This is a genomic window from Bacteroides sp. OF03-11BH (genome assembly GCF_003604005.1).
Taxonomy (GTDB): Bacteria; Bacteroidota; Bacteroidia; order Bacteroidales; family Bacteroidaceae; genus Bacteroides; species Bacteroides ovatus.
The window spans coordinates 46,869-70,814 of sequence record NZ_QTMW01000028.1 but is presented as its reverse complement, the minus strand read 5'-3'; the positions used below and the strand labels follow the sequence as shown (position 1 = coordinate 70,814).

The 23,946-nt window shown below is 43.3% G+C and carries 18 protein-coding genes and 1 pseudogene; 5 read left to right on the top strand and 14 right to left on the bottom strand.

What is annotated here, in order from left to right:
- Positions 1-96: 96 nt before the first annotated feature.
- From DXA54_RS18705 to DXA54_RS18640, 14 genes are all read right to left on the bottom strand, one after another.
- Positions 97-1,230, bottom strand: coding sequence for an AMP-binding protein (locus DXA54_RS18705; RefSeq protein WP_120080349.1), 1,134 nt, complete (start codon positions 1,228-1,230; stop codon positions 97-99).
- 31 nt (positions 1,231-1,261) lie between these two features.
- On the bottom strand, positions 1,262-2,287 hold the full coding sequence (locus tag DXA54_RS18700; protein ID WP_008648531.1) for an o-succinylbenzoate synthase: 1,026 nt from the start codon (positions 2,285-2,287) through the stop codon (positions 1,262-1,264).
- Positions 2,288-2,347: 60 nt separating this feature from the next.
- Positions 2,348-3,172, bottom strand: coding sequence for a 1,4-dihydroxy-2-naphthoyl-CoA synthase (gene menB / locus DXA54_RS18695; RefSeq protein ID WP_004302264.1), 825 nt, complete (start codon positions 3,170-3,172; stop codon positions 2,348-2,350).
- A 3-nt stretch (positions 3,173-3,175) separates the two neighbouring features.
- On the bottom strand, positions 3,176-4,843 hold the full coding sequence (gene menD / locus DXA54_RS18690; protein WP_008648533.1) for a 2-succinyl-5-enolpyruvyl-6-hydroxy-3-cyclohexene-1-carboxylic-acid synthase: 1,668 nt from the start codon (positions 4,841-4,843) through the stop codon (positions 3,176-3,178).
- Between the two features lie 19 nt (positions 4,844-4,862).
- Positions 4,863-5,978, bottom strand: a complete 1,116-nt coding sequence (locus DXA54_RS18685; protein WP_120080347.1) for an isochorismate synthase — start codon at positions 5,976-5,978, stop codon at positions 4,863-4,865.
- Positions 5,975-7,207, bottom strand: coding sequence for a Cof-type HAD-IIB family hydrolase (locus DXA54_RS18680; protein ID WP_004302261.1), 1,233 nt, complete (start codon positions 7,205-7,207; stop codon positions 5,975-5,977). Before DXA54_RS18680 ends, DXA54_RS18685 begins: the two co-directional genes overlap by 4 nt.
- A gap of 83 nt (positions 7,208-7,290) precedes the next feature.
- The gene (locus DXA54_RS18675) at positions 7,291-7,653 is read right to left on the bottom strand and encodes a DUF488 domain-containing protein (RefSeq protein WP_004305785.1); all 363 of its coding nucleotides are present in this window, start codon (positions 7,651-7,653) and stop codon (positions 7,291-7,293) included.
- A gap of 64 nt (positions 7,654-7,717) precedes the next feature.
- Complete coding sequence (locus DXA54_RS18670) at positions 7,718-9,475, bottom strand: helix-turn-helix domain-containing protein (RefSeq protein WP_120080345.1); 1,758 nt, start codon at positions 9,473-9,475, stop codon at positions 7,718-7,720.
- Positions 9,476-9,616: 141 nt separating this feature from the next.
- Positions 9,617-10,396 (bottom strand): N-acetyltransferase, encoded by a 780-nt coding sequence (locus DXA54_RS18665; RefSeq protein WP_004302258.1) that lies wholly within the window; start codon positions 10,394-10,396, stop codon positions 9,617-9,619.
- A gap of 55 nt (positions 10,397-10,451) precedes the next feature.
- Positions 10,452-11,381 (bottom strand): 23S rRNA (adenine(1618)-N(6))-methyltransferase RlmF, encoded by a 930-nt coding sequence (gene rlmF, locus DXA54_RS18660; RefSeq protein WP_120080343.1) that lies wholly within the window; start codon positions 11,379-11,381, stop codon positions 10,452-10,454.
- A gap of 72 nt (positions 11,382-11,453) precedes the next feature.
- Positions 11,454-12,104 (bottom strand): response regulator transcription factor, encoded by a 651-nt coding sequence (locus DXA54_RS18655; protein ID WP_004302256.1) that lies wholly within the window; start codon positions 12,102-12,104, stop codon positions 11,454-11,456.
- A 71-nt stretch (positions 12,105-12,175) separates the two neighbouring features.
- A complete protein-coding gene (locus DXA54_RS18650; RefSeq protein ID WP_004302255.1) occupies positions 12,176-13,624 on the bottom strand; it encodes a SusD/RagB family nutrient-binding outer membrane lipoprotein in 1,449 nt (482 codons plus the stop codon).
- Between the two features lie 27 nt (positions 13,625-13,651).
- Positions 13,652-16,891 (bottom strand): SusC/RagA family TonB-linked outer membrane protein, encoded by a 3,240-nt coding sequence (locus DXA54_RS18645; protein ID WP_120080341.1) that lies wholly within the window; start codon positions 16,889-16,891, stop codon positions 13,652-13,654.
- Between the two features lie 134 nt (positions 16,892-17,025).
- A complete protein-coding gene (locus DXA54_RS18640; RefSeq protein ID WP_004309996.1) occupies positions 17,026-18,210 on the bottom strand; it encodes a PLP-dependent transferase in 1,185 nt (394 codons plus the stop codon).
- 478 nt (positions 18,211-18,688) lie between these two features.
- Here DXA54_RS18640 and DXA54_RS18635 point away from each other — a divergent pair, with 478 nt between their 5' ends.
- The 5 genes and pseudogenes from DXA54_RS18635 (at position 18,689) to DXA54_RS18615 (ending at position 23,932) form a co-directional block, all read left to right on the top strand.
- Positions 18,689-19,981 carry a site-specific integrase gene (locus DXA54_RS18635; protein ID WP_005677642.1) on the top strand — a complete coding sequence of 431 codons (1,293 nt, stop codon included), beginning with the start codon at positions 18,689-18,691 and terminating at the stop codon, positions 19,979-19,981.
- Positions 19,982-19,994: 13 nt separating this feature from the next.
- Positions 19,995-21,017: a hypothetical protein gene (locus tag DXA54_RS18630; protein ID WP_165863271.1), complete on the top strand. Its 1,023-nt coding sequence runs from the start codon at positions 19,995-19,997 to the stop codon at positions 21,015-21,017.
- Positions 21,018-21,239: 222 nt separating this feature from the next.
- The gene (locus DXA54_RS18625; RefSeq protein ID WP_005809723.1) at positions 21,240-21,548 is read left to right on the top strand and encodes a DUF3853 family protein; all 309 of its coding nucleotides are present in this window, start codon (positions 21,240-21,242) and stop codon (positions 21,546-21,548) included.
- A gap of 12 nt (positions 21,549-21,560) precedes the next feature.
- Positions 21,561-22,634, top strand: coding sequence for an AAA family ATPase (locus DXA54_RS18620; RefSeq protein WP_118032546.1), 1,074 nt, complete (start codon positions 21,561-21,563; stop codon positions 22,632-22,634).
- A gap of 327 nt (positions 22,635-22,961) precedes the next feature.
- Positions 22,962-23,932 (top strand): annotated as a pseudogene (locus tag DXA54_RS18615) (toprim domain-containing protein).
- Positions 23,933-23,946 lie beyond the last annotated feature (14 nt).

Here is a 23,946-nt window from a genome sequence, read left to right as displayed (position 1 = left end):
AAATAAAAAAGAGATTACCACCAAATTTGACGAAGAACCCCAAATCACTCGGGGTTCCTCAATTTACAAGTTCACTAGTTTTACCGGAAACCTCAACTACATTGCATCATCATGTAGTTCTATGGATGGGAACTGATGCGAATGGGAAAGGTATGATGCTGCCAAAGCGCGGCAGCCGACCCGGTCTATTTTACCGTTTTCCGTCTGTGGGATAGATTCTGTAATAAAAAAATGTTTGGGACGATAGTATGGTTCCAATGTTGTCTGCAACTTATTTTCTAGCTCTCTCGTATCCAATTGTCCTACTATCAATAAAGTGACAGCCTGTCCTAAGCGCTGATCCGGAACTGAAGTAATGACAAAGGATGCAGGAATAAACGGGCGGAGTAACTTCTCCATCTCTTCTGCTTGAATCTTAATTCCTCCACTGTTAATCACATTGTCTTTCCGCCCTAGAATCATAAAACTTCCATCGGGATAGATACGTGCAATGTCATTGGTCTGCAATGTTTCGTCACATACCAAAGGGGCATCGATGATTAACGTATTCTCTGCGGATAAAGACAATTTTACTGAAGGAAATGGATAATAATGTTCTGAAGCCGATGCTCCGTTCAGACGACGAAGGGCAATATGCGACAAAGTTTCAGTCATGCCATAAGTGGAGTAAACAGCAGTCGGAAGATGTTTTATCTCCGTTTCCAGAGCCTCATCAACGGCTCCGCCTCCTATAATCAGAATATCCGTTTGTTTTAATCGCTCTTTTTCTTCGGGAACCTGCAACGTGTTATAAACTTGCAATGGGACCATTGCAACAAATCTCAAAGGTTCTTTTATATCCGCCAACGGATGGCCGGAAGCAGGACGAATAATCAAATTCAAACCTGCAACCAATGAACGTACGACCACCATCATTGCACCGATATAACGGAGATTCATACATAATAATGCCGACTCACCTTTCTTCAAATTCAGAAATTCACAAGTCAGACGTGCACTTTGCATCATTTGATCCTTGCGTACCATCAGTTCTTTAGGTATACCCGTGGAGCCCGATGTATGAACTGTAATAACAGGAGAATCATTAAACCATTCGTTCAGGAAAAGATATAAATCCCAATAAGCAGGAGAATGAGCTTCTGCTCCTCCTACTATCAGTTGGCTTATTTCTTCAAAAGTGTATTCTTTTCCTTCCAGTAGCAAGCGCTGTTGTTGTCGATCGAATATCATCAGAATATCCTTTAAATACCACTAAATACCATCATTTACAAAACCACAGACAATCTTTTCTGATTTCAAGAGGCACTTCTATATTGTCAGTAAAGAGCATACCCGTTCCCAATCCTTGTGGTAACGGATTATTGAATGTTGCACACCAATGGGCGATAGCATTCAAACCAATGTTGGACTCCAAAGCGGAAGTGATCCACCAGCCGATATGTTGCTTTTCCGCTTCCATAATCCATTCATCCCCTCCACATATTCCTCCGTGGAGAGATGGTTTAATGATGATATATTGCGGACGGATGGTTGCCAGCAGTTTCTTTTTTTCTTCCAGCGTGTTGCATCCTATCAGCTCTTCATCCAATGCTACTGGCAACGGAGATTCAGAAGTGAGCCGAGCCATTTCTTCCCATTGTCCGGCACGAATCGGCTGTTCGATAGAATGTAAATCAAATTCTGACAGACGTTTCAGTTTTTCCATTGCATCACCCGGAGAGAAAGCACCGTTTGCATCTACACGCAACTCTATTTCTTTAGAAGAGAAATGGGTACGAATATGACGTAGTAATGCCAATTCTTTTTCAAAGTCGATAGCGCCAATCTTTAGTTTGACGCAACGGAATCCGGCTTCCATCTTTTTCTCGATCTGGGATAACATGTTTTCAAAATCTCCCATCCAGATCAGGCCGTTGATTGGAATCCCTACCTCTCCACGTGAAAAAGCCGTATCGGACAAAGCCCAACTCCCTGCAAAGAAATGCCAGATAGCCGTTTCCAAGCCAAATAAGATGGAAGGATACTTGCATAGACCATCTTTATCCAATTTTCCCTGTTCTTCCTCTACTTGCCGGCAAGTTCTTATTAATATATCTTCGTAATCAGGGAGATCATCACAACTTAACGCAGGCAAAGGCGCACATTCTCCAATTCCCACTCTACCCGGAAAATCAGGAGAAGTAAAGTGAAGATACCAGACTTTTCGTGTAGTATATGTTCCCCGGGAAGTTCCCGCGGGTTGCTTGAAATGAAGCAACCGAGGAATAATATCTATCTTACAATCCATAATGAATATCTTTTCAATCTGCTAATTACTGCACAATCAGTCTTTCATTAGCCTATTATTTTAAGGGAATTTCGGATATTGTTTGAAGTTCGGTTTACGTTTCTCCAGGAACGCATTCTTTCCTTCCTGTGCTTCATCCGTCAGGTAATAAAGTAATGTTGCGTCACCTGCCAACTCCTGAATACCTGCCTGGCCGTCCAGTTCGGCATTCAATCCCGCTTTAATCATGCGCAAAGCCAATGGACTAAGCAACATCATTTCTTCCGCCCATTGCACGTATTCATCTTCCAGCTGTTCCAAAGGTACTACCTTATTCACCAATCCCATATCCAATGCTTCTTGTGCATTATACTTGCGGCAAAGGAACCAAATTTCACGTGCTTTCTTCTGTCCTACCACACGCGCCAGATAAGATGCACCGAATCCGGCATCAAAACTACCCACGCGAGGACCTGTCTGACCGAAAATGGCATTTTCCGAAGCAATGGATAAATCACATACTACATGGAGCACGTGTCCGCCACCAATGGCAAAGCCGTTCACGGCAGCAATCACAGGTTTCGGAATACTACGGATTTGCTTTTGTACATCCAATACGCTCAAACGAGGCACACCGTCTTTCCCAATATATCCGCCACGTCCTTTCACGTTCTGGTCGCCTCCCGAACAGAACGCCTTATCACCGGCTCCGGTAATTACAATCACATCAATATCCGCTTCTTCACGGCAAATGCGCAATGCATCACTCATTTCGGCAGTGGTAGTCGGGGTAAATGCATTCCGATAACGTTCACGGTTGATTGTGATACGGGCAATTCCATTATAATAATCAAAAAGAATATCGTCGTATTCTCTGATGGTTGTCCACTCTCTTTGTGTTGGCATAATTTATTTTTGTTTTAATTGATGATAATAATTCTTCAACATACGTGCATCCTTGTTTTTGTTGGTAAACACTTCCAGGAGCACAGGTTGTTCCATAGTTTCCGGCTGGGTGAAAGTTTTCATTGCTTCAGTCAGCTCTTCATCATTTTGTGCCTGCAGATAAAGGAAACCACGTTCCTCCGCCCAGCCTTTGGCTGACGTTTTATGAACTGCTGCAATAAATTTATGTGAGGTGCCCGACATATCCAATCCCGGTAAAGTATGGAAAATCTCTCCTCCTCCGTTATTTAATAAAAGGATACGCAGGTTGGAACGGACGTTGATATTCCACAACGCATTCATATCATAGAAGAAACTTAGATCTCCGATAGCTATGAAATTCAGTTTGTCGGAAGCTGCCGCATAACCGACAGCGGTAGACAACGATCCTTCAATACCACTTGTTCCCCGATTGCAACAAACTTCAATTGTAGGAGGAATCGAATATAGTTGTGCATAACGAACTACCGAACTGTTTGCCAGATGCAATGCACAGGACTCCGGCAAAGCTTTCAATAATGTACCGACAGCCAACATCTCCGAATAGGCAAAATCCGGTTCGGGAATAATCTTACAATAATTCTCCCATACACGGGGATAGTCAGGAGTCCGGTTATCCAGCAGGCTGGCGATCTTCTCCAGAAATTCAAACGGGTCCATCTCGATCACTGTAGTCAATGAGCCGTACAAATCGACCACCTCACCATCCGGCGATACGTGCCAATGCTCTTTAGGCGGATGCTGACGGAGAAACTTCTTCAATCGTTTGGAAACGACATGTCCTCCGTAAGTAATCAGCAATTCGGGAACCATCTGGTCTATCTTCTCTTCGGGCATGGCATAAAGTGCCGCATCGAAATTCTTTACCGGAATACCGGGAACTGTCTGATTGCCGATATGTTCCGTCAACCAGGCAAAATGTTTATATAATAACTTGATATATCTTTTTTCAAACAGATAAATAAGGTTCATCTGACCGATGATAATCATGCGCTTCTGATATTTATTCATCCGGTCGACCAGATCATTATAATCACGGTCATAGACGTTCAATCCCTGATAACGGGTTATCACACGTACTTCCGGGAGTGCATCTACCGTGAATTGAAACAGCGGTTCGGAAATAGGAACATTGATATGCACCGGGCCTTTTCCATGATGATTCGTCTCCAGCAAGGCTTCATTCACCAGGCGATTACAATACCATTCATCTTCTTCCGTATGAATCTCCGGAAGATTGACCGACTTCTTTACCAGCGTTTGAAACACACCCGGTTGCGGCACTGTCTGTCCATCCATCTGTCCGATCCAGGCAGCGGGACGGTCTGCTGAAATGACAACTAAAGGAACATTCTGATAAAATGCTTCCGCTACAGCCGGATGAAGATTTAATAATGCAGTACCGGAAGTGCAGCACACAGCAGCGGGCTTACCACCATTCAACGCAAGACCAATAGCAAAATAACCGGCACTCCGTTCATCCGTCACTGCATAACAGGTGAAGTTCGGATGATTAGACAAAGTATGTACGATGGGCGTATTACGACTACCCGGACACAACACAACCTTAGTAATCCCGTGCGCCTCGAGCAACGCAACCAACTGGAGTATGTTCTTCTTGTCTGTATACATGATGATAATTATTAGTAGTTTATGATTTTAAAGGAGGCGTTGCAATCAGCCGTTTGATGGTTTGCAACTTCTTTTCCGTTTCCAGCCATTCGTCATTCAATTCCGAAGAAGCCAGTAGTCCACCGCCGGCATAAAGAGTCAGTTGTTCATCTTCAATATGCATGCAGCGCAGATTCACATAGATGTCAGTTCGCCCTTCCGGGTCCAGCCAGCCGATAAAGCCGGAATAATAGCAGCGGTCGTAGCCTTCGTTCTGCAATATAAACCGATAGGCTTCTTCTTTCGGTAAACCGCATACAGCAGGCGTTGGATGCAACACTTTCAAGAGATCTCCCAAACCTTTGTTATCTTTCAAAGAAAACTGGAAATCTGTTTTCAAATGTGACAAAGCACCTGCATAAGCCGGATAAGGCCCGTTCTCCGTAGAATGAATACCCAACGAAAGGAGTTGGCGACGAATGTAAGAAGCTACATAAGCCTGCTCTTTCCGATTCTTTTCATCCCATATTTGGGGCAGTTTACCATCTTGCAAAGGCTGTGTCCCGGCCAACGCTACTGTATTCCATTCATCTTTTTCACCCGATAAAATGATTTCGGGAGTGCTTCCCAACCAGATTCCTGTCTGCGGAGTGTAGCACAAGTATATATATGAATGAATATAACGCCTGCAAGCTGCACGAAATATAGATAAAGGGGAAAAACCGGATACTTTATCAATAGTAAGATGACGTGAAAGTACTAATTTATCAAAAGTATTATCACGCAAAGCATTTATAAAGGTATGAAAGCAGGAGGCATATTCCTCCGTAGAAGAAGTCAGGAACGATTCTTGTCCTTGCATCCGCAAAGCGACTTCCCGTTCTTCTGCCGTATCATTGTCAATCGGCAAAGGTTGCCCCCACTGATCGGGTTGAATCAATACGACAGGACACGTCTCACTCACCTGAAACGGAGCGATGACAAATCCTCTCTGTCCATTCAGTTCTTTCAGGTCGTATATCAGACGTACCGCTCCTTCCGCCTGTGTCAACAGACGGGGAACTTTCTCCCCGGGAATACGGTAAACAGCAAACGGCTGCTTCCGCTGAATAAATGCATCAATAGTTGTCAAATTACTTATTTCTTCGTCGGTCATCTCTTTTTCATCACACTGTTGACTACCCGTATGGAAGACACTAGTTTGTTTGTTGAAGTAAACACGTCTACATTCCATACATGGGAGGAACGTCCCTTATGTACAACTGTTCCTACTGCACGCACTGTATCTCCTTCATGTGCAGAAGATATGTGGTTTCCACTGACCTGCATTCCTACTACAATCTCGTCCGGCTGGCAAAGAATCATTGAACCGAGTCCGGCAACTGTTTCCGCCAATGCAAGAGTAGCCCCGCCATGCAAAATGCCAAAAGGCTGACGGGTACGATGGTCTACCGGCATTGTTGCTTCCACACGGTCTTCGTCGGCATAGGTATATTGAATTCCCAAGTTTCCCATCAATGCGTGGCGTGCCTGCGCATTCAGTTGGTCAAGGGGAATTTCGGCTACACGCACTTCGGATATAATAGCCTTCTCCACTGCAACGGCCACTCCGTCTTCCTCATTCGAAGCAGTCACATAATCGGCACAGGCTTTCACCGAGTCTTGTGAATGTCCCATAGCTATGCCCAGCCCCGCCAATTGAATCATTGTTACGTCACACACACCGTCGCCCACAGCAATCACTTCCTCACGCTTCATACCTAGCACCTCCAGCAAAGCACCCAAAGAATTGGCTTTGTCGATGGCGCAGGGAACTACTTCCAGAAAATAGGGCTCCGAACGGAATACGTCCAACGCCCCATTCAGTCGTCTCTTCCAGTGATCTTCCAAACCAAGCAATGCTTCTTCGTCATCGCTCACCAGCATACACTTACAAGGAGCAAAATCAACGGCAGCAGAAAATTCTTCTTCTTTGATTATTTGCAGGTCATTCAACCGGGCTTCATTTTGGATATGTTCATTTTCAGGAGAATCCGTTATGATCGTATCATCATGATAAGTGAATAAAGCAAAACCGTTTTTACGGGCTTTCTTTTCCAGATACGGCAACATTTCGGGATTAATCCGACGTTCAAACAGAATTTCTCCGTTTTGTGCATTGATAATCTGACAGCCATTATAGGAAAGGATAAAACCTCCATAGTTTCCAAGTTCGAGCATCTTAGCTAGTGGCATTAAGCCATAAGTCGGTCTGCCGGATGCCAATACGATACGTACTCCCATTTGCTGAACCTTCAACAGGGCAGCCAATGTACGTTTACTAATTTCTTTCGCATCATTGAGGAGTGTTCCGTCTACATCAAGAACCAATAATTTATACTTCATGATTACACGATTTTGATTTAGATTACAAAGGTAGGAAATTGAGTGAACGACAGAAAGCGTAAACAGATAAAATTACTTTAATTTCACTCTCTCAAACGCATTTCCAGATAATCGCGAAGAATTCGGGCGTGATTATACACCGGTTCTTTTGAAGCATAAAGTAGTGTTATCACCGGATGTGGTTTGATAAGAGTCAGAAAATCAGCCATTGATGGAGAAGCATCCAGCTCTTTTTGATACTGCGTGACAAAATCTCCCCAATGTCCGGGAATATCTTCATGAAACCATTTACGTAATGTAGGGGATGGTGTTATGTCTTTTGCCCAATAATCGTATTTCAACCATTCTTTCTTCATTCCGCGTGGCCATAATTTATCTACCAACACCCGGTATCCATCTGTTTCTGAAAAATCTTCGTAAACCCTCTTTATCCTTACCTGTATCATTTCCATTAATATTTAGTTATCAATAGATAAACCGGGAAAAACGAAAATTGTTTAGTAGAACTATTTAATTCCTCAATGTGTCCTGCGCTTTTTTAAATTCATAAGGAGTCATTCCCGTCTTTTTCTTAAAAAGGTTATATAATATCGGGGCACTATTAAATCCGGATTCATCAGCGATGGCACGTATGGTATAGTTAGGATATTTTTTCATTAGCTTGATCGCATAATTAATGCGCAGTCCGTTGATGTACCCATTGAAATTAGTTCCGGTGCATTCTCTTATCATCCGGGCAAAGCGTGCATTATTCAGATGTACAATCTGCGCCAAATCTTCTCTTGAGAGCTCTGGAGAAAGATATAGCCGTTTTTGAACGACTGTATGATTTAATTCCTGGAATATTTTCTTGTTCTCCTCTTCTTCCCCACTTTCTTTGTCTGTTTCGTCCAAAAGTTCATCCTGTTCTTCAGGAGAAATCAATTCCGGTTCCAATTCTGATGAAACCTCCTGTTCCTCGTACACTTCCAATAACTGATTACCATCTTTTTTATTGGCAAATTTCTCGTTTATCAGTTTGGCAAGCATCCTGTTTTTATACTCGATTATATGGTTGAAACGCCACAAACGCCAAAGTATAAACAGGGTCAGCACTACAATACACGCCAAAAAGCAGAGTGAAACATTCCTTATTTTTAGCTGTGAGGCTTGCTCGGCGATGTATTCTTCTTTTTCGGAAGCACCGTACATCGCGTTCAATTCTAATGCAGCATTTTTCCTGTCGGTACTGTTAATGCTATCCGTTATTGCAATGATGGTTTCACGTATTTCTGCGGCTTCTTTATAACGATTCAGCCCCAGATATGCCTGGACTTCCTTATTAAGTATAGTTAAATATTGAGCGTTCAAGGTATCCCGCTGTGTTCTCAACAATTCTTTAAAGTCCTTACAGTTGTCTATTACTGTCTCATATTGTTTGGAAAGAATCAAATAAGGAATCGAATACATCTTGCCATCCGGAGTATGAGATTCTTTTATTGCCAGATATTTTTGATAATATCCTTCTGCTTGCGCATATTTCTTTTCTAAATAAGAAATATAGGCCAAATTTGCATATAAATAGCTATATTGACCATCAATGTAGCCTTTGGGAACCTCCGGTACTTTCTCTAATTTTTTAAGAAGTTTTTCACGTTCATAAGCAAGAGCCAAAGCTTCATCAATACGGGAATCTGTCATTAAAAATCCCATCTCTGCTCCATAATAATAGGAAAGCAGCATCATTTCTCTCATATCCTTTGACCCACGCAGTAATTCAATCGTACGACCAAAATAATTATACGCCTCATCTTTCAATGACAGCCTCCAATTATTCTCTCCTATGCAAAAAAGCAATCTAGCTTCCGCCTCTCTGTCCTTCAGTTTTTGAGCCTGCATAATTCCACTAAGAGCATAATGCATGCTCTCATTATATTTACTCATTATGGATGAAAGTTCAGCTAAATAAACCGTCATCTTCAACATGTGCTTAGGTTCTCTTTGAGAGATGGAATCAAGCAAGTACGACTTCCTTGCATACATAAAAGCTAGTTTATTCATATACATATTACGATATGACAAACTGCGCAATTCATTAATCAGACGCAGAGGGAAGGCTTTTCTGGTTTCGGCCTCATCCAACAACTGTAAAGCACGTTTGGGGTTGGAAATATAAATATCTCTGATATATTTTTCTGTATACAAAGAGTCATTATTTATAATTTTATCAGCCCTTGAAAATTGATTGTGTACAAATAGAAGCACAAAAATACATACCCAAAAACGCATAAAACTCTTAATCGTGTTTAATCATTAATTATCCAAAGGTATGTATTTTCCAAAAAATGTGCAGACACAATTTAAATTTGCAAAATAAAAATAAGAAACATTAGCTAAACATATCAGAGACGTAACATGGTTCCAAGTCAGCTATTCTCCTGAATCACAGCCCAATGCTTTGCTCAATCGCCCTTCAAGGCATACACTTAAGTCAGTCGTTACAAACTTGCCATTATAAAAAAGAGTAAATATGGTAGCCGGAGTAGGTGCATTTTGCGCCTGTTCCATACTTTCCAATTCAATTATTCTCAATGGAATGTCTTTGCTCTTAGCAGCACTGACCAAAGAACCGCGAACGTGAAACTCCGTAAACGGGCAGCGATGGGTATAATAAACGACTATTCCATCCTTATCCGGACACTCACCGCTCAACACGCAATCATTAAAAGAAGGATCAGGAGCAGCCGGGTTTAGTTTCAAACTTAAAAGGCTGAATCCGTAAGGGAGTTTTTCTATTGTTTGGAAACCTTGTCGCAACAGCCATTTCGTGTCACTCATAAAATGAAATTTAGAAGTGCCCACCACTGTGACAAGCCCATCTTTCCCCTGCAATTTTGCATCATCAATGGCAGACTGCAATAATGCCTTACCATGTCCGCAACCTTTATATTTACCTGACACCCAGAAACAGTTTATCATCAGATAATTGGGAGCATTCACCGGAACCCATGCTTTTTCAGCAGGACCGTATTCGATAAACACTTTTGCCCGTTCATCAATACGTCTGAACACATAGCCGTTATCGAACTCTTTCTTCAGCCATTCTTTTTTGAGTTCATAACTATCCTTGCATTTCTTATCTGAGAAAGCACAGCATATATGTTCGTTTGCAATATTCTCCTTTGTCAAAGTGATGTAATTGGTTTCCATAATATTCTATTTAATTAATAGGTTAAACAAATAACAGTTCGATATTCACTCATTGTTATGAGTTGGTAGCAAATCGCCAAGCTAATATCCTGCTACTTTTAGTTCCCTGCTGCATTCGAATAACTTTATATTCGGACACATTCACCGATTTTAATTTGGTATATAACTTTTCCAGATTTTTTTCTTTAGAAACCAAACTCGTAAACCATCCGCAGTTCTTCTGATATTTTTGGCTCTCGGAAATCATATTCAATAAGAAACGAACTTCTCCGCCCTCGCACCAAAGTTCATTCGCACTCCCGCCGAAATTTAGCTGCACTTTATTTATCTTCGTACCTTTCAGACTGCTTAATTTGCGTAACGTTCCGTCTTCCGCCTCTGCACGCGAACTATGAAACGGAGGATTGCATATTGTCACATCAAAATACTCATCAGGCATAATAATTCCATCGAAAATCTTCTTACTATCTTTCTGAAGTCGCAAGTCAATCTTATGAGCCAACACAGGGTTGCAAGTCACTATCTTTCGTGCATTTTCTATCGAAACCGGATCAATATCAGTACCAACGAAGGTCCATCCATATTCAGTGTGTCCTATGATCGGATAAATGCAATTTGCACCTACCCCAATATCCAGACATCTACATTTAGACTTCTGTCCATTAGCATCTCCTGCCGGTAAATCCGGTGTTGTTCCGTTCGGCTGGATAAGATCGGCAATATAATGAATGTAATCCGCCCTTCCGGGAATAGGCGGACACAAATATTGCTTCGGTATGTCCCAATACCGGATGCCATAATAAGTTACCAATAATGCTTTGTTCAAAGCCTTCACCGCTTGCGGATTAAAAAAGTTTATAGTTTGTATTCCGAGGGGATTGAGCGATACGAATCTCTTTAATGGAGGATAATTTTCCATCAACAATGGAAAATCATACTGACCATTGTGCTTATTTCTTATATGTAACTCACCTTTTTTTGCCATGCGGGCAAAGATACAGAGAATTTTCCTGCCTACAAATTCTTCTTAACTCTTATCCTAACACTCTTCTGAATATCATATATAATATTCTACCATTTCAATCAGCCCGGCGCGTAAAGTATACTTAGTTGCTTCATATACATTATTCACACCCAACTTCCGGAAAATATTCTTTTTATGGGTGATAATAGTATGAATGCTTGAGGTTCTTTCCAATGCTATTTCTTTCACAGATTTCCCATGTGCTATCAATTTAAGAATGTCAATCTCTGTAACAGTCAAAACAGAATGAATTTCCGGTTTGTCGGAACCGATTATCAATAAATTGGTTATCTGATGACAAAGAAATCGCTCCCCGTGTGCTGTACACATCAATGCAGAATGAATTTCCTCACCGGAGTTCTCTTTCAAAATCATACCAATATTCCTTTCTATACTCATCCTACGAATAAAGTCTTCGCTCAATTCATTGGAAAACAATATCCAACGAACTCTCGGAAAACGTTTTTCTATAATAAGAAACTCTTCTATACCATTGATGTCAAACAGTGTATAGTCAAGTATAACGACACTGTCATTACATTCTACCAATGCAAGCATGAGCTCTTTCTTGTCTGTCACATCTATCATGCGACATCCACTGAATATAGCGGAAATATATCCATGCATTCCCATTCTGGTTATATCCTGATTATCTGCTATGATAAATGTAATGTCAGTGTTCATTGTTATTCTGTTTTTTTTAAATTCAACGGATATTTTTCAAACGCATATTGCAGCCCGGAGACACGGAGGTATCATCGTTCTTTATTAGCTACATCAAACCACAAACGGGTAGTAATCTCATCTGCTCCCTGATGGGATATGGCAATCTGATACTGCTTACCATTCAGTGATTGTTCCGTTACGGGATAAAAAAAGCGACGAGGTAACTCTCCGGAACCCAAAACGGAATCGGGACCAGGGATAAGCTGGGGATAACCGAGCCTGCGCCAGTCAGTGAAAGCATCGGGTCCCTGTCCATAATAAGCGATCCACTTCTGCCAGCCGATAGATTCATACCAATGTGCGGCGTCGAACCGAATCGCCTCCTGCTGTAAATAGGAATCGATTATACGATTGTCTATAATGCCAAACTGATTCAATGAAGCAGTAATAGCTTCGCGGTAGAGCGTTTCCGCATCAGCCGTTATCCAGCCGCGTGCAGCGGATTCTGCAAAGATAAACAAGACCTCGGCATACGTATAAAATACAGCCGGAGAGCTATCTTTCAAAAAATAAGTACCGGGACGGGAAACTTTATTAAATCCCTGATTATTAGCGGCATCAGCAGATAAGGAATTGGCAGCTCCTACATAGTTTTTCACACCTTCGTCTTGAGGTAGCTGGGCTAAAATTCCAATTCTCGGATCATTCCATTCATTCAGTTTATCAATCAACGTTTTTGATACCCGCTGATCATCACGTGAATTGAAAGCAGATGCCCATGGATTCCATTGTGGTGAAGAAGTAAAAACAAAACGGGCTATAGCATCATTGCTATCTATTACACTGTTACGATTATCCCAAAGGGAAGCAATAACCCGACGCGCTGTATCCTCATCCCGGTCAGCTAATTCAAGGGCGATACGTAGCCGTAGGGAGTGGGCCAATTGTTTCCAGCGGGTAATATCATTTCCGTAAATCAAATCCCCTTCTACCGTTCCTCCTGTGGTAGAAAGCAACTGGTCAGCAGCGATCAACTCCTCCAAAAGCCCGCGCAAAACAGTCTCTTGTGAATCATAAGCGGGTGTTACACTTTGTGCATATTCACTGTATGGTATATTTCCATACAGATTGGTCAGCAACAGGTAAACCCACGAACGCCACACTGTAGCTATCCCTCGATAATTATCATTTCCGAGTTCCGAACTGATAATAGCATTCAAGTCAGTTATTAGCGTTGCATAGCCGGTGTCCCACGTAGTGGTAAAGCTGCCATTATCCACATTATAGCAATCTGGCTCTGTATATTGTATTTTAGCCCAATGTTGCACCCACAACAGAGTAGAATTATAGTTCGTACTACTTCCCCAATAAAGATTGGCGGCATGATACTGTGCAGCGGCAAGTAAATAAGCCGGCTGTGGATTTTCAGTGGCATTGGGGTTGCGGTTGATATCAGTCAATTCATCATCACACGATGATAGAGAAATGGCAACCACTTGTACCCATATTATATATAAAAAATATATTCTTCTTTTCATCTTATCCTATTATTTAAAGGTTCACATTTAGAATTTCACGGAAAGGTTCACACCAAAGGAACGTGTTGTAGGCAATGAATAGGCTTCTACTCCTTGTGCGTTTCCAGTAGTCAAAGCCGATTCCGGATCTATATTAGGGACGCTCTTATAAATAGTCCACAAGTTACGTCCCGTCAGTGTAACGGAAGCTTCTTGCAAATGCAGTTTCTGCGTCCACAAGCGAGGTAGACGGTAACTCAAAGCGACTTCTCGCAGTTTCACGTAAGAAGCATCATATACATTAGCTTCAGCAATACTGTAAATACGATGGTAGTATTTCTCGGCAGATACAACCTCTTCGTTCTTAGAACCACTTTCCGTCACTCCTTCTACCATAATGCCATCCTGATACACACGGGTGGATTGCTCATTGACCTGGGCATAGTAAAGTCCATCAGAGGATACGGAATAAGAAGGAGATTCTGGTAATCGTACATTGTTACCCATGGCGTCAGTATAATACCACAAGCCACCGTGCTCGGCATCCCGGCCCGATAATGTGTTAGCTAATACACCGGTATATTTTCCAGTTTTATTAGTGTTGGAAAAAATAGAACCACCTACACTTGCATCTATCAGAAAAGAAAGACTTAACGAACGATAACTGAAAGTGTTACTGATACCGCCTGTCCAGTCGGGCGTAAACTTCCCCAACGTTTTATTAGTGGTCGAAATCTTAGGCAGACCGTTAGCATCCACCACAACGTTTCCATTAGCATCACGCACGTATGAAGTGCCGAACAGGGTTCCATAAGCTTCGCTCACTGAAGCCAGTATCTGAATACCAGACGAGTAGAGCTGGTAACTCGTAATCAAACCTTCATCATCCAATTTGACAACCTTGCTGCTGTTGGCACCATAATTCAAATCCAGATTCCAACGAAACCCTTTCGATGTTTGTATAGGAACAGTGCCCAATTGTATTTCATAGCCACGATTACGGATATGTCCGGCATTACGCACCTGCGACGTGTACCCACTGGCAGCAGTAGTAGCTAGTTTCAATATTTGATTACGACTATCGGTCTTATAGTAAGTGAAATCCAAGTATAGGCGATTGTCCCAAAAAGCCGCCTCGAAACCAGCTTCTATAGATGACGTCTTCTCCGGTTTTAGATTCGGATTCATACCAATGGTAGAAGAACTTTGAAGTGGATTCCCATTGAAAGCTGTTTCTGAAGTAAAGACCGTTGCCAATTGATAAGGATTGGCATCTGCTCCCACTTGAGACCATCCTCCACGTATTTTTAGGTAGTTAACAGCTTTACTTCTCCATCCGAAAGCTTCAGAAAGCAACACACTAGCCGTCACCGAAGGATAGAAATAAGAATTGTTGTCCACAGGTAGTGTAGACGACCAATCGTTCCGTCCTGTTATATTCAAGAAAGCCCAACGACGGTAATCCAGTTGTATGGAACCGTAAAGGCCATATTGCCGTAAACGGTAGAAATCATTGGACGAAGTGAGCGGATCACGCGAGTTAGTCAATGTATAAAGATCAGCAACCGCCAAACGGGGAGCAGCCTGATAATTATTCTCATATTGTTTGTTACGTACATTAAAACCCAGAAGAGCGTCAATTCCCCAATTTTTATTCAACTGTTTGATATAAGTCGCCAATACTTCTGTGTTATTCTCTTTCACCGTATAGGCATCTTCAGCATAACTGCCGTAAGGCGAACCGGCACCTGCACTCCCCCATTTTACTTTGGATTTCCTCCGGTCATTATACCAGTCGGTACTAGTACGGAAACGCACATTCAACCCATCTGTCAGACGGAATTCGGCATGCAGATCACCTATCAGACGATGACGTTCCTGACTCTGTGTATTATAAGAAGCACTCCAAAAAGGATTGTCGTAATAGCTTGAATTCCAGTTGCGAGTATAGTCCGCCTTCAATGAGTTCGTATCCACTTGACGTCCGAACCACAAGAACTGAAGCATAGGACTGTTAGAACGTACGTTACTGCCCGAGGGGGTAGCTGACCCCGGTAAACTGGGAGCTGTATAAACGATGTAATTGGCCGTAGCTCCCACCACAATCCATTTTGCCAGATGGTAATCCGTATTTAGGCTGATATTCGTCTTATTAGTTCCAGCATCAGGAACGATACTGACTTGTTTTTCGTAGTTATATCCTACACGGAACTGGTATTTGTCGTCTCCACGGGCAACAGAAATACCGCTGTTTGTAGAAATACCCATGCGAAAATAATCGCGTACATTGTTGGGATGGGATACCCAGGGAGTAGCCACACGATTACCGTCAGCGTCCAATGGGCTATCGAACTGAGGAATCAACAAACCAATATCAAGACGTGGCCCCCAGCTTTCGTCTACCCCGTCATTCACACCTGCACCCTTGCCATCTACATAACTGAACCGTCCCCCTGCCCCTTGTCCAAAAAGATTTTGAAACTCCGGCAAGGTAGCAACAAAAGAGACTTGCGTGGAAGAATGTAATGTAATCCCTATCCCTTTCTGCCTTTTGTCTCCTCCCTTAGTAGTGATGACAATAGCACCGTGAGCAGCACGCGCACCATAAAGGGCAGCGGCATTCGGACCTTTCAATACAGTAAGTGTTTTTATGTCTTCCGGATTCAGGTCTGCTATTGCATTTTTAAAATCGCGTCCGCTGGAACGTGCATTAAGCTGCGAATTATCCACTGGGATTCCATCCACAATAAAAAGCGGTTGATTCTCACCTGCAATAGAAGTTTCACCACGAATAACGATGCGACTGGAACCAACATCTCCTTGTGTATTGGTAATACGCACACCAGCTATCTTACCACTCAACGAATTTAACAGATTATTATCTTTCCCTTGCACCAAAGCATTCTGTTTTACTTCCTGTGCCGTATAGCCCAATGCCTTTTTCTCGCGTGAAATACCCAAAGCCGTTACTACTACCTCATCCAGCAGATGCGTATCACTCTTCAGTGTTACCGATACCTGTGGTGCAATAGCCACCTCTTTTGCCATCAGACTAATGTAAGAGATTAGCAGCCGGGTGGCTGATGGCGGGAATCCACTCAGTTCAAATCTCCCGTTGACATCAGTTACGGTACCCAATGAAGTTCCTTTCACTATAACTGAGGCACCGATAACCGGCTCCCCATCTTCTTCTGTGGTGACGATGCCCCGCACTGTTGTCACCTGTGCTGCCCCTTGTATCACTCCTATTGCAAGAGCAAGCAAAAATAAATGAATCCTTTTACCCATTATTGTTTACTGTTAAAATGATGGGGCAAAGGTATTAGATATATACAAGCTGATAAATCCCGTATGAATGGCATTTTATATACCATATTTGCGGTATATTTACAGTTGCGTGTATGACTTTCAGATTTTTGCTTCTAATCCTTTTTATTATTCAAAGCCTGTCTGACATCGTCAAACAGATCATCCACATCCTCCAAACCAATTGAGAAACGGATAGTCGTATCCAACACATCCATGTCCTGTCGCTGTTTATCAGTAAACGGTCCAAAAATAGTACTTGCAGGATGAATAGCAAGCGTCTTATTGTCAAACAAGTTAGTAGCGCGACGTATCAATTTCAGTCGGTTGATGAAAGCAAAGCATGCCTCTTTACTTTCCAGGTCTATCGTAATCATAGCACCGGCAGTCGGACCAAACTGTCTTTGTGCCAAAGCGTAGTATGAATTATCCTTCAGCCCCACATAATTCACACGTTTGACAGCAGATAATATGCGAAGCTTACCAGCCAACATAGCGGCATTGGCAGACTGTATCCGATATCGCGCGTCCAATGTTTCCAATCCGATAGTATGCATATAGGCCACATGAGGAGTCATATAAGCTCCCAGATTGAGTAACATCTCTGTACGCATACGTTTACCGAATCCCGGACATGTACCATAATCAATTACTAAACCACCAATGGAAGTGGCTCCCCCTGATAAATATTTGGTACTGGAAACCACTTCAATATCTACGCCTAAGCTATGTGAATCGAATTCTGTGAAAGGAATAAGCGTAGTATCAACGATGAGAGGAATTCCCCTTTCATGAACTATCCGTGAGAGCGCCTGTAAATCCGCCACTTCCATCTGCGGATTGGTGATAATCTCCACATAAATGCAGCAGGTATTACTGTCTACTACTTTCTCTACTGCTCCAATGTCTGTCAAATCACACAATCTAGGTTCCACCCCGAAGCGGGACAATGTACCAGCAATAAACGAATAAGTATTACCAAACAAATGACGCGATGTAATTATATTCTTTCCTGCAGCTGCAATTGAAAATAATGTATTACTAATAGCCGCCATACCGGAATTGAGGGCTATGACTTCTGCTGCCCCCGTAAGTTCCTTCACCTTATTCTCAAAAAAAGTCACTGTGGGATTCATCACTCTGGAGTAATCCGGAGCATCTGTCCGCCCGCAAAAAGCATCAGCCATGTCATCAGCATTGTCAAATTCATAAGCCGCTGTATGGTAAACCGGCATACTGAGAGAATTGTAAGCATCTCTTCTTTGGAACTGCGTATGAATCGCTTGGGTCTGTTTTTTCATCATTCTATTCATTAATATTATAACTATCAAATCTCGTACAATCAGAACAAAGGTAGATATAAAAACTGAAATCCGACAGTAGATCAAAACAGATATTTAACTGATAATAAGCATTTTGGAATAATATTCTTTAAACCGATAAATTCAATCTGAAAAAAGAGTGTTTATTCTAAAATAAACAGTTCAAATAGTGTTATTTTCTATTTCAACAGAAACCGCCCCTTTTTATGCTTATCTTATTCACATACACAAAATAAAAAATCCCCGTAAAGTACTACTTTACAGGGATTTATCTATTAATTGAAGCGGAGAGACAGGTTCTATCACCTATCATTTCAAACAATATCACAAACTCGTAATATCTTGTTAATTACCAAGTTATTACAAAGTAAACAGAAAATAAAATATCTCTTAATATCTTTGCATATCTCACTTTCTGGGTGTATTTTTGGGTGTCAATTTTCAAACACACCCAATTATGAATATCAAAAGAAACATCATTTTCGCACTGGAAAGCCGGAAGAAAAACGGTGTGCCAATCACAGAGAATGTGCCTATCCGTATGCGTGTGATATTCGCAAGCCAGCGTATAGAGTTTACAACGGGCTACCGCATTGACGCTACCAAATGGGATACGGACAAACAAAGGGTAAAGAACGGATGCACAAACAAACTGAAGCTAAGCGCATCCGAAATCAATGCAGACCTGCTAAGACAGTATACGGAGATACAGAACATCTTCAAAGAGTTTGAAGTACAGAACGTACTACCCACACCCGCACAGATAAAGGACAGCTTCAATGCAAGGATGAAGGATGCACCAGTCACAGAGCAGGAAACAGCCGAAGGACCTAAAATCAGCTTTTGGGAGGCGTTCGAGGAGTTTGTAAGGGAATGCGGGAAACAGAACGACTGGACAGACGCAACCTACGAAAAATTCGCTGCGGTAAAGAACCACCTGAAAGAGTTCAGGGATGAACTTTCCTTTGATACGTTCACCGAGAACGGTCTGAATGACTATGTGGACTTCCTGCGTAACAAGAAAGATATGCGTAACAGCACCATAGGCAAGCAGATAGCCTTCCTGAAATGGTTCCTGCGGTGGAGTTTCAAGAAAGGGTACAATCAGAACATGGCTTATGACAGCTTCAAGCCCAAGCTGAAAAACACACCCAAAAAAGTGATATTCCTCACATGGGAGGAACTGAACAGACTGAAAGACTACAAGATACCCCAAACCAAGCAGTATCTCGAACGGGTAAGGGACGTTTTTCTGTTCTGCTGTTTCAGCGGGCTGCGCTATTCGGACGTGTACAACCTCAAACGGAGCGACATCAAGCCCGACCATATAGAAGTGACCACCGTAAAGACAGCGGACAGCCTTATCATAGAGTTAAACAACCACAGCAAGGCGATACTGGAAAAATACAAAAGCGTACACTTTGAAGATCACAAGGCACTTCCGGTCATCAGCAACCAAAAGATGAACGATTATTTGAAAGAACTGGGGGAACTTGCGGAAATCAACGACCCGGTAAGGGAAACTTACTACAAGGGAAATGAACGTATAGACACCGTCACACCCAAATACGCCCTGCTGGGAACCCATGCCGGAAGACGGACATTCATCTGCAACGCTTTGGCATTGGGTATTCCCGCACAAGTAGTGATGAAGTGGACGGGACACAGCGACTACAAGGCGATGAAACCATACATAGACGTTGCCGATGACATCAAGGCCAATGCGATGAACAAATTCAACCAACTGTAAACACAACAATAGCATGGAAGAAAGAATAACCTCAATGATACCCCGCTACGGGAAACTCAACAAGACATATACGGAAATAACATCCGGTGACGGCCTCTCTTTTGAGAAGCAGAAGTTCATTCATGACTTTTACAAAGAGTATGAAGACACACAGACCTTTGAAAAGGCACTTATCAGCCTCATGCTTGAAACGGAGGGTACGCACTTTTCCATATTGCTGAACAGCCTGAAACGGGAGATTGAAAACAATATCTCAATGTATAATACCTGCAAGGAGTTTTTCGACCGTCTCGATATTGAACATATCTGCCGGCAGCATGAAAGATGTCATGACCGGGACATCGAAAGACAAATGCAAATCACAAACGAATATTACCGGGAACTTATGGAAGCTAACGGATCTTTGGAGGCAGTCGGTTTCAGGGAACATGATCGTCAGGAAGAGGAAAGGTTGGAAAAAAGATACGGGCAGTGCAAACGGGAATACGACAGGGAGAAAGCCAAGCTGGATGAACTATATGCACAGAAGGAACAGGCAAGGCGGGAAGCCCTACAATACCTGAAAAACCGCTGCGGAGACATATACAGGCTGGACGGATCGCTGCTGGCAATCCTCGAAAAATACATGACCGGCCAAAAGAAAAAGGAAGGGGAAGAAAAAGAGGCCGCCACACCGACACCCTCACCCACCTATTTTCCCATGAAACTCTTGTCAGCCGTTTACGAAAAATGTAACGGTGAACAGTTCGAAGCCATTTCCGAACTGGACTTTTACGCCAGCATGAACCTGCAACCGTGCGAAGGCAAACTGATAATAAGACCGAGGGAAAAGGCTCGTGTATGTTATCTTATTTTCCTTATGGGTGAAACACTGCACAAACCAGACAGAGAAAAATGGAGAAAAGACATCATGAACCTGCTGGGAATAGACGACACATACTATAAATCAAAATACAAGGCACCCGTACCCCGGACCGATTTACCCAGTGACAGCAATCAGATATTTGCGAAGGAAATGCAGTCAATATTCCGATAGTCAGCGATACGCCACGACATTCCACGAAACAACCACTTTTACCACCCGAAATATTTTTCACCACTCTTTATTATCTTCTGATATTTAGTGAGATAGCGTGATACCCCATTCACGCTATCCACATCCTTACCACCCGTATCCGGGATTAACTTTGCACTGTTCGAACGAAACAAAAAAGCCCGTGCGCAGGGCTTACAGTACAAACGTTAAATTCATTCCAACATGGAAATCAGAGAACTTTTATCAAAGCCCGTATGGCAGATGACGGGAGAGGAATTTATATTACTGAACCGACACGCCCTGCAGGAAAGGGAAGCGAGAGCAGCACAGCCCGCAGCCGATACGGAAAAGAAATACGTGTACGGGATAGGCGGCATAGCACGCCTGTTCGGGTGCAGTATGCCCACAGCAAACCGCATCAAGAAAAGTGGGAAGATAGACAGAGCCATTACGCAGATAGGACGCAAAATCATCGTAGATGCGGACATGGCACTCGAACTGGCAGGACACAAAAGCGGGGGACGCAGATAAGGAGGTACGGACATGGAGTACAGAGAAAGAAAAGAAGTCACGCCCGAAGCGGCGGTGATACTGTGGCAAGCCTCACGGCTCGACCTTTCGGAAGACTACGAGAGGGCACCCGAAATACTGAAAGTACACGGTTCCGTCATAGGCACGCTGGGGAACTTCAGCGCATCAATCGGAAAAGCAAAGAGCAAGAAAACGTTCAATGTTTCCGCAATCGTGGCGGCTGCACTGAAAAACGGGACAGTGCTAAGCTACACGGCGGAACTGCCCGAAAACAGGAGGAAAATACTCTATGTGGATACCGAACAAAGTTCCTACCACTGTGCGAAAGTGGCAAAAAGAATATTGCGCATGGCGGGACTGCCGACAGGCAGGAACCATAAAGACCTTGAATTCCTTGTCCTAAGGAAGTACACGCCCGAGGAACGAATAGCAATCGTGAGGGAGGCCATTTACCGCACCGAAAATGTAGGGCTGGTAGTCATTGACGGAATACGGGATATGGTGTACGACATCAACAGCCCCAGCGAGTCCACGAAGGTAATCTCCCTGCTGATGACATGGACGGGGGAAAGACACATACACATACACACCATACTGCATCAGAACAAGGGGGACGAGAACGCAAGGGGACACATCGGAACGGAGCTTAGCAACAAGGCCGAAACAGTGCTGCAAGTGGAGAAGGACGAGAAGGACCCCGACATCAGTACGGTCAAGGCAGCACATATCAGGGCGATGAACTTCGAACCGTTCGCATTCCGCATCAACGGGGAGGCATTGCCCGAACTGCTGGACGAATACCTGTTCAAACACAAGGACCCGGGAAAAGGGAAAAGGGAGAAGTTCGACCCCTACAAGGACATCACAGAGAAGCAGCACCGCATCGCACTGGAAGCGGCATTCACACTCAAAGATGAATACGGCTACAAGGAGCTTGCGGAAGAATTGAGGAAAACCTACGCCTCTGTCGGTGTCATGCTTGGGGGAAACAGGCTGACAGACCTCATTACAGTACTGAAAAACAAACGGATGATAGTACAGGAGAACGGCAGGAAATACACCTTCAAACCCGATTTTCACTATTAGCGGTATTGTATGGGAACCACTTTACTTTAGTCCCGTACCATATATATACGGAAGTAAAGTAAAGTGGATATAGCCCGTAATATACAAAAAGATACGGGCGAAAAGAAAAAATAATATTCACACTTGACAAGAACAACGGTATGACAGTACGGAAAAGGGTATGGTCTCATACCAGGCCTCCACCATGACGGCACAGACCGGAAACCGCTTTACTTTAGTCTGGGGGCATATATATAGCAAAGTAAAGTAAAGCGGATGCAGCCCGTAACACATGAAAGGGTACGGGCGAAAAACCCAAAAACAATATCTACTTAAAACAGAAATATGATGAATATGAATGAAGCGAAGCAGATACGCATAGAGGAATATCTGCACAGTCTTGGATACAGTCCGGTAAGGCAACAAGGTGGTAGTCTATGGTACAACTCACCGTTCAGGGACGAACAGGAACCCTCCTTCAAGGTGAACACCGAACGCAACCTATGGTATGATTTTGATGCGCAGGCAAAGGTGGTAATATCATCGCACTGGCACAGGAGCTATACGCATCCGACAGTCTGCCCTACCTCTTGGAAAGGATAAGGGAGCAGGCACAAAACGTGCGCCCGGTCTCTTTCTCTTTTGGCAAGCAACCCTTATCAAAGCCGAGTTTCCGGCAGTTGGAGGTAGTACCGCTCTCCTCTCCCGCCCTGTATGCCTACCTGCGGCAAAGGGGAATAAATACGGAACTGGCAAAAAGAGAATGCAGGGAGGTCCGCTATCTGACCGGGGAAACCCCATACTATGCTATAGGCTTCCCCAACCGTTCGGGAGGATACGAGATACGCAACAAGCATTTCAAGGGATGCATAGCACCGAAGGACATCACCCATATACGACAATCGGAGTCGAAGGAGGCATGCTACATCTTCGAGGGATTCATGGACTACCTCTCTTTCCTCACCCTGCGGCTGGAAAGGTGTCCCGACCGTCCCGAACTTAACGGACAGGACTACATCGTACTGAACTCGACTTCCGACCTTTCCAAAGCAATCCGACCGTTGGGCGGTTATGAAAGCATCCATTGTTTCCTTGACAACGACAAGGCGGGAATCGAGGCCGTTCAGGAGTTGCAAAAAGAGTACGGGCTACGCATACGGGACACATCGCACATATACGAAGGGTACAACGATCTGAACGACTTCCTGCGGGATAAAAGGTCAGGACAGGCGCAACGGCAGCAAGAGAAACCGAAAGCGGAAAAAAGGCAACGGCAGACAGAGCAGCCGAAGAAGAAAGGCAAAGGGATCAGGATGTAGCCGCACAGCCACCG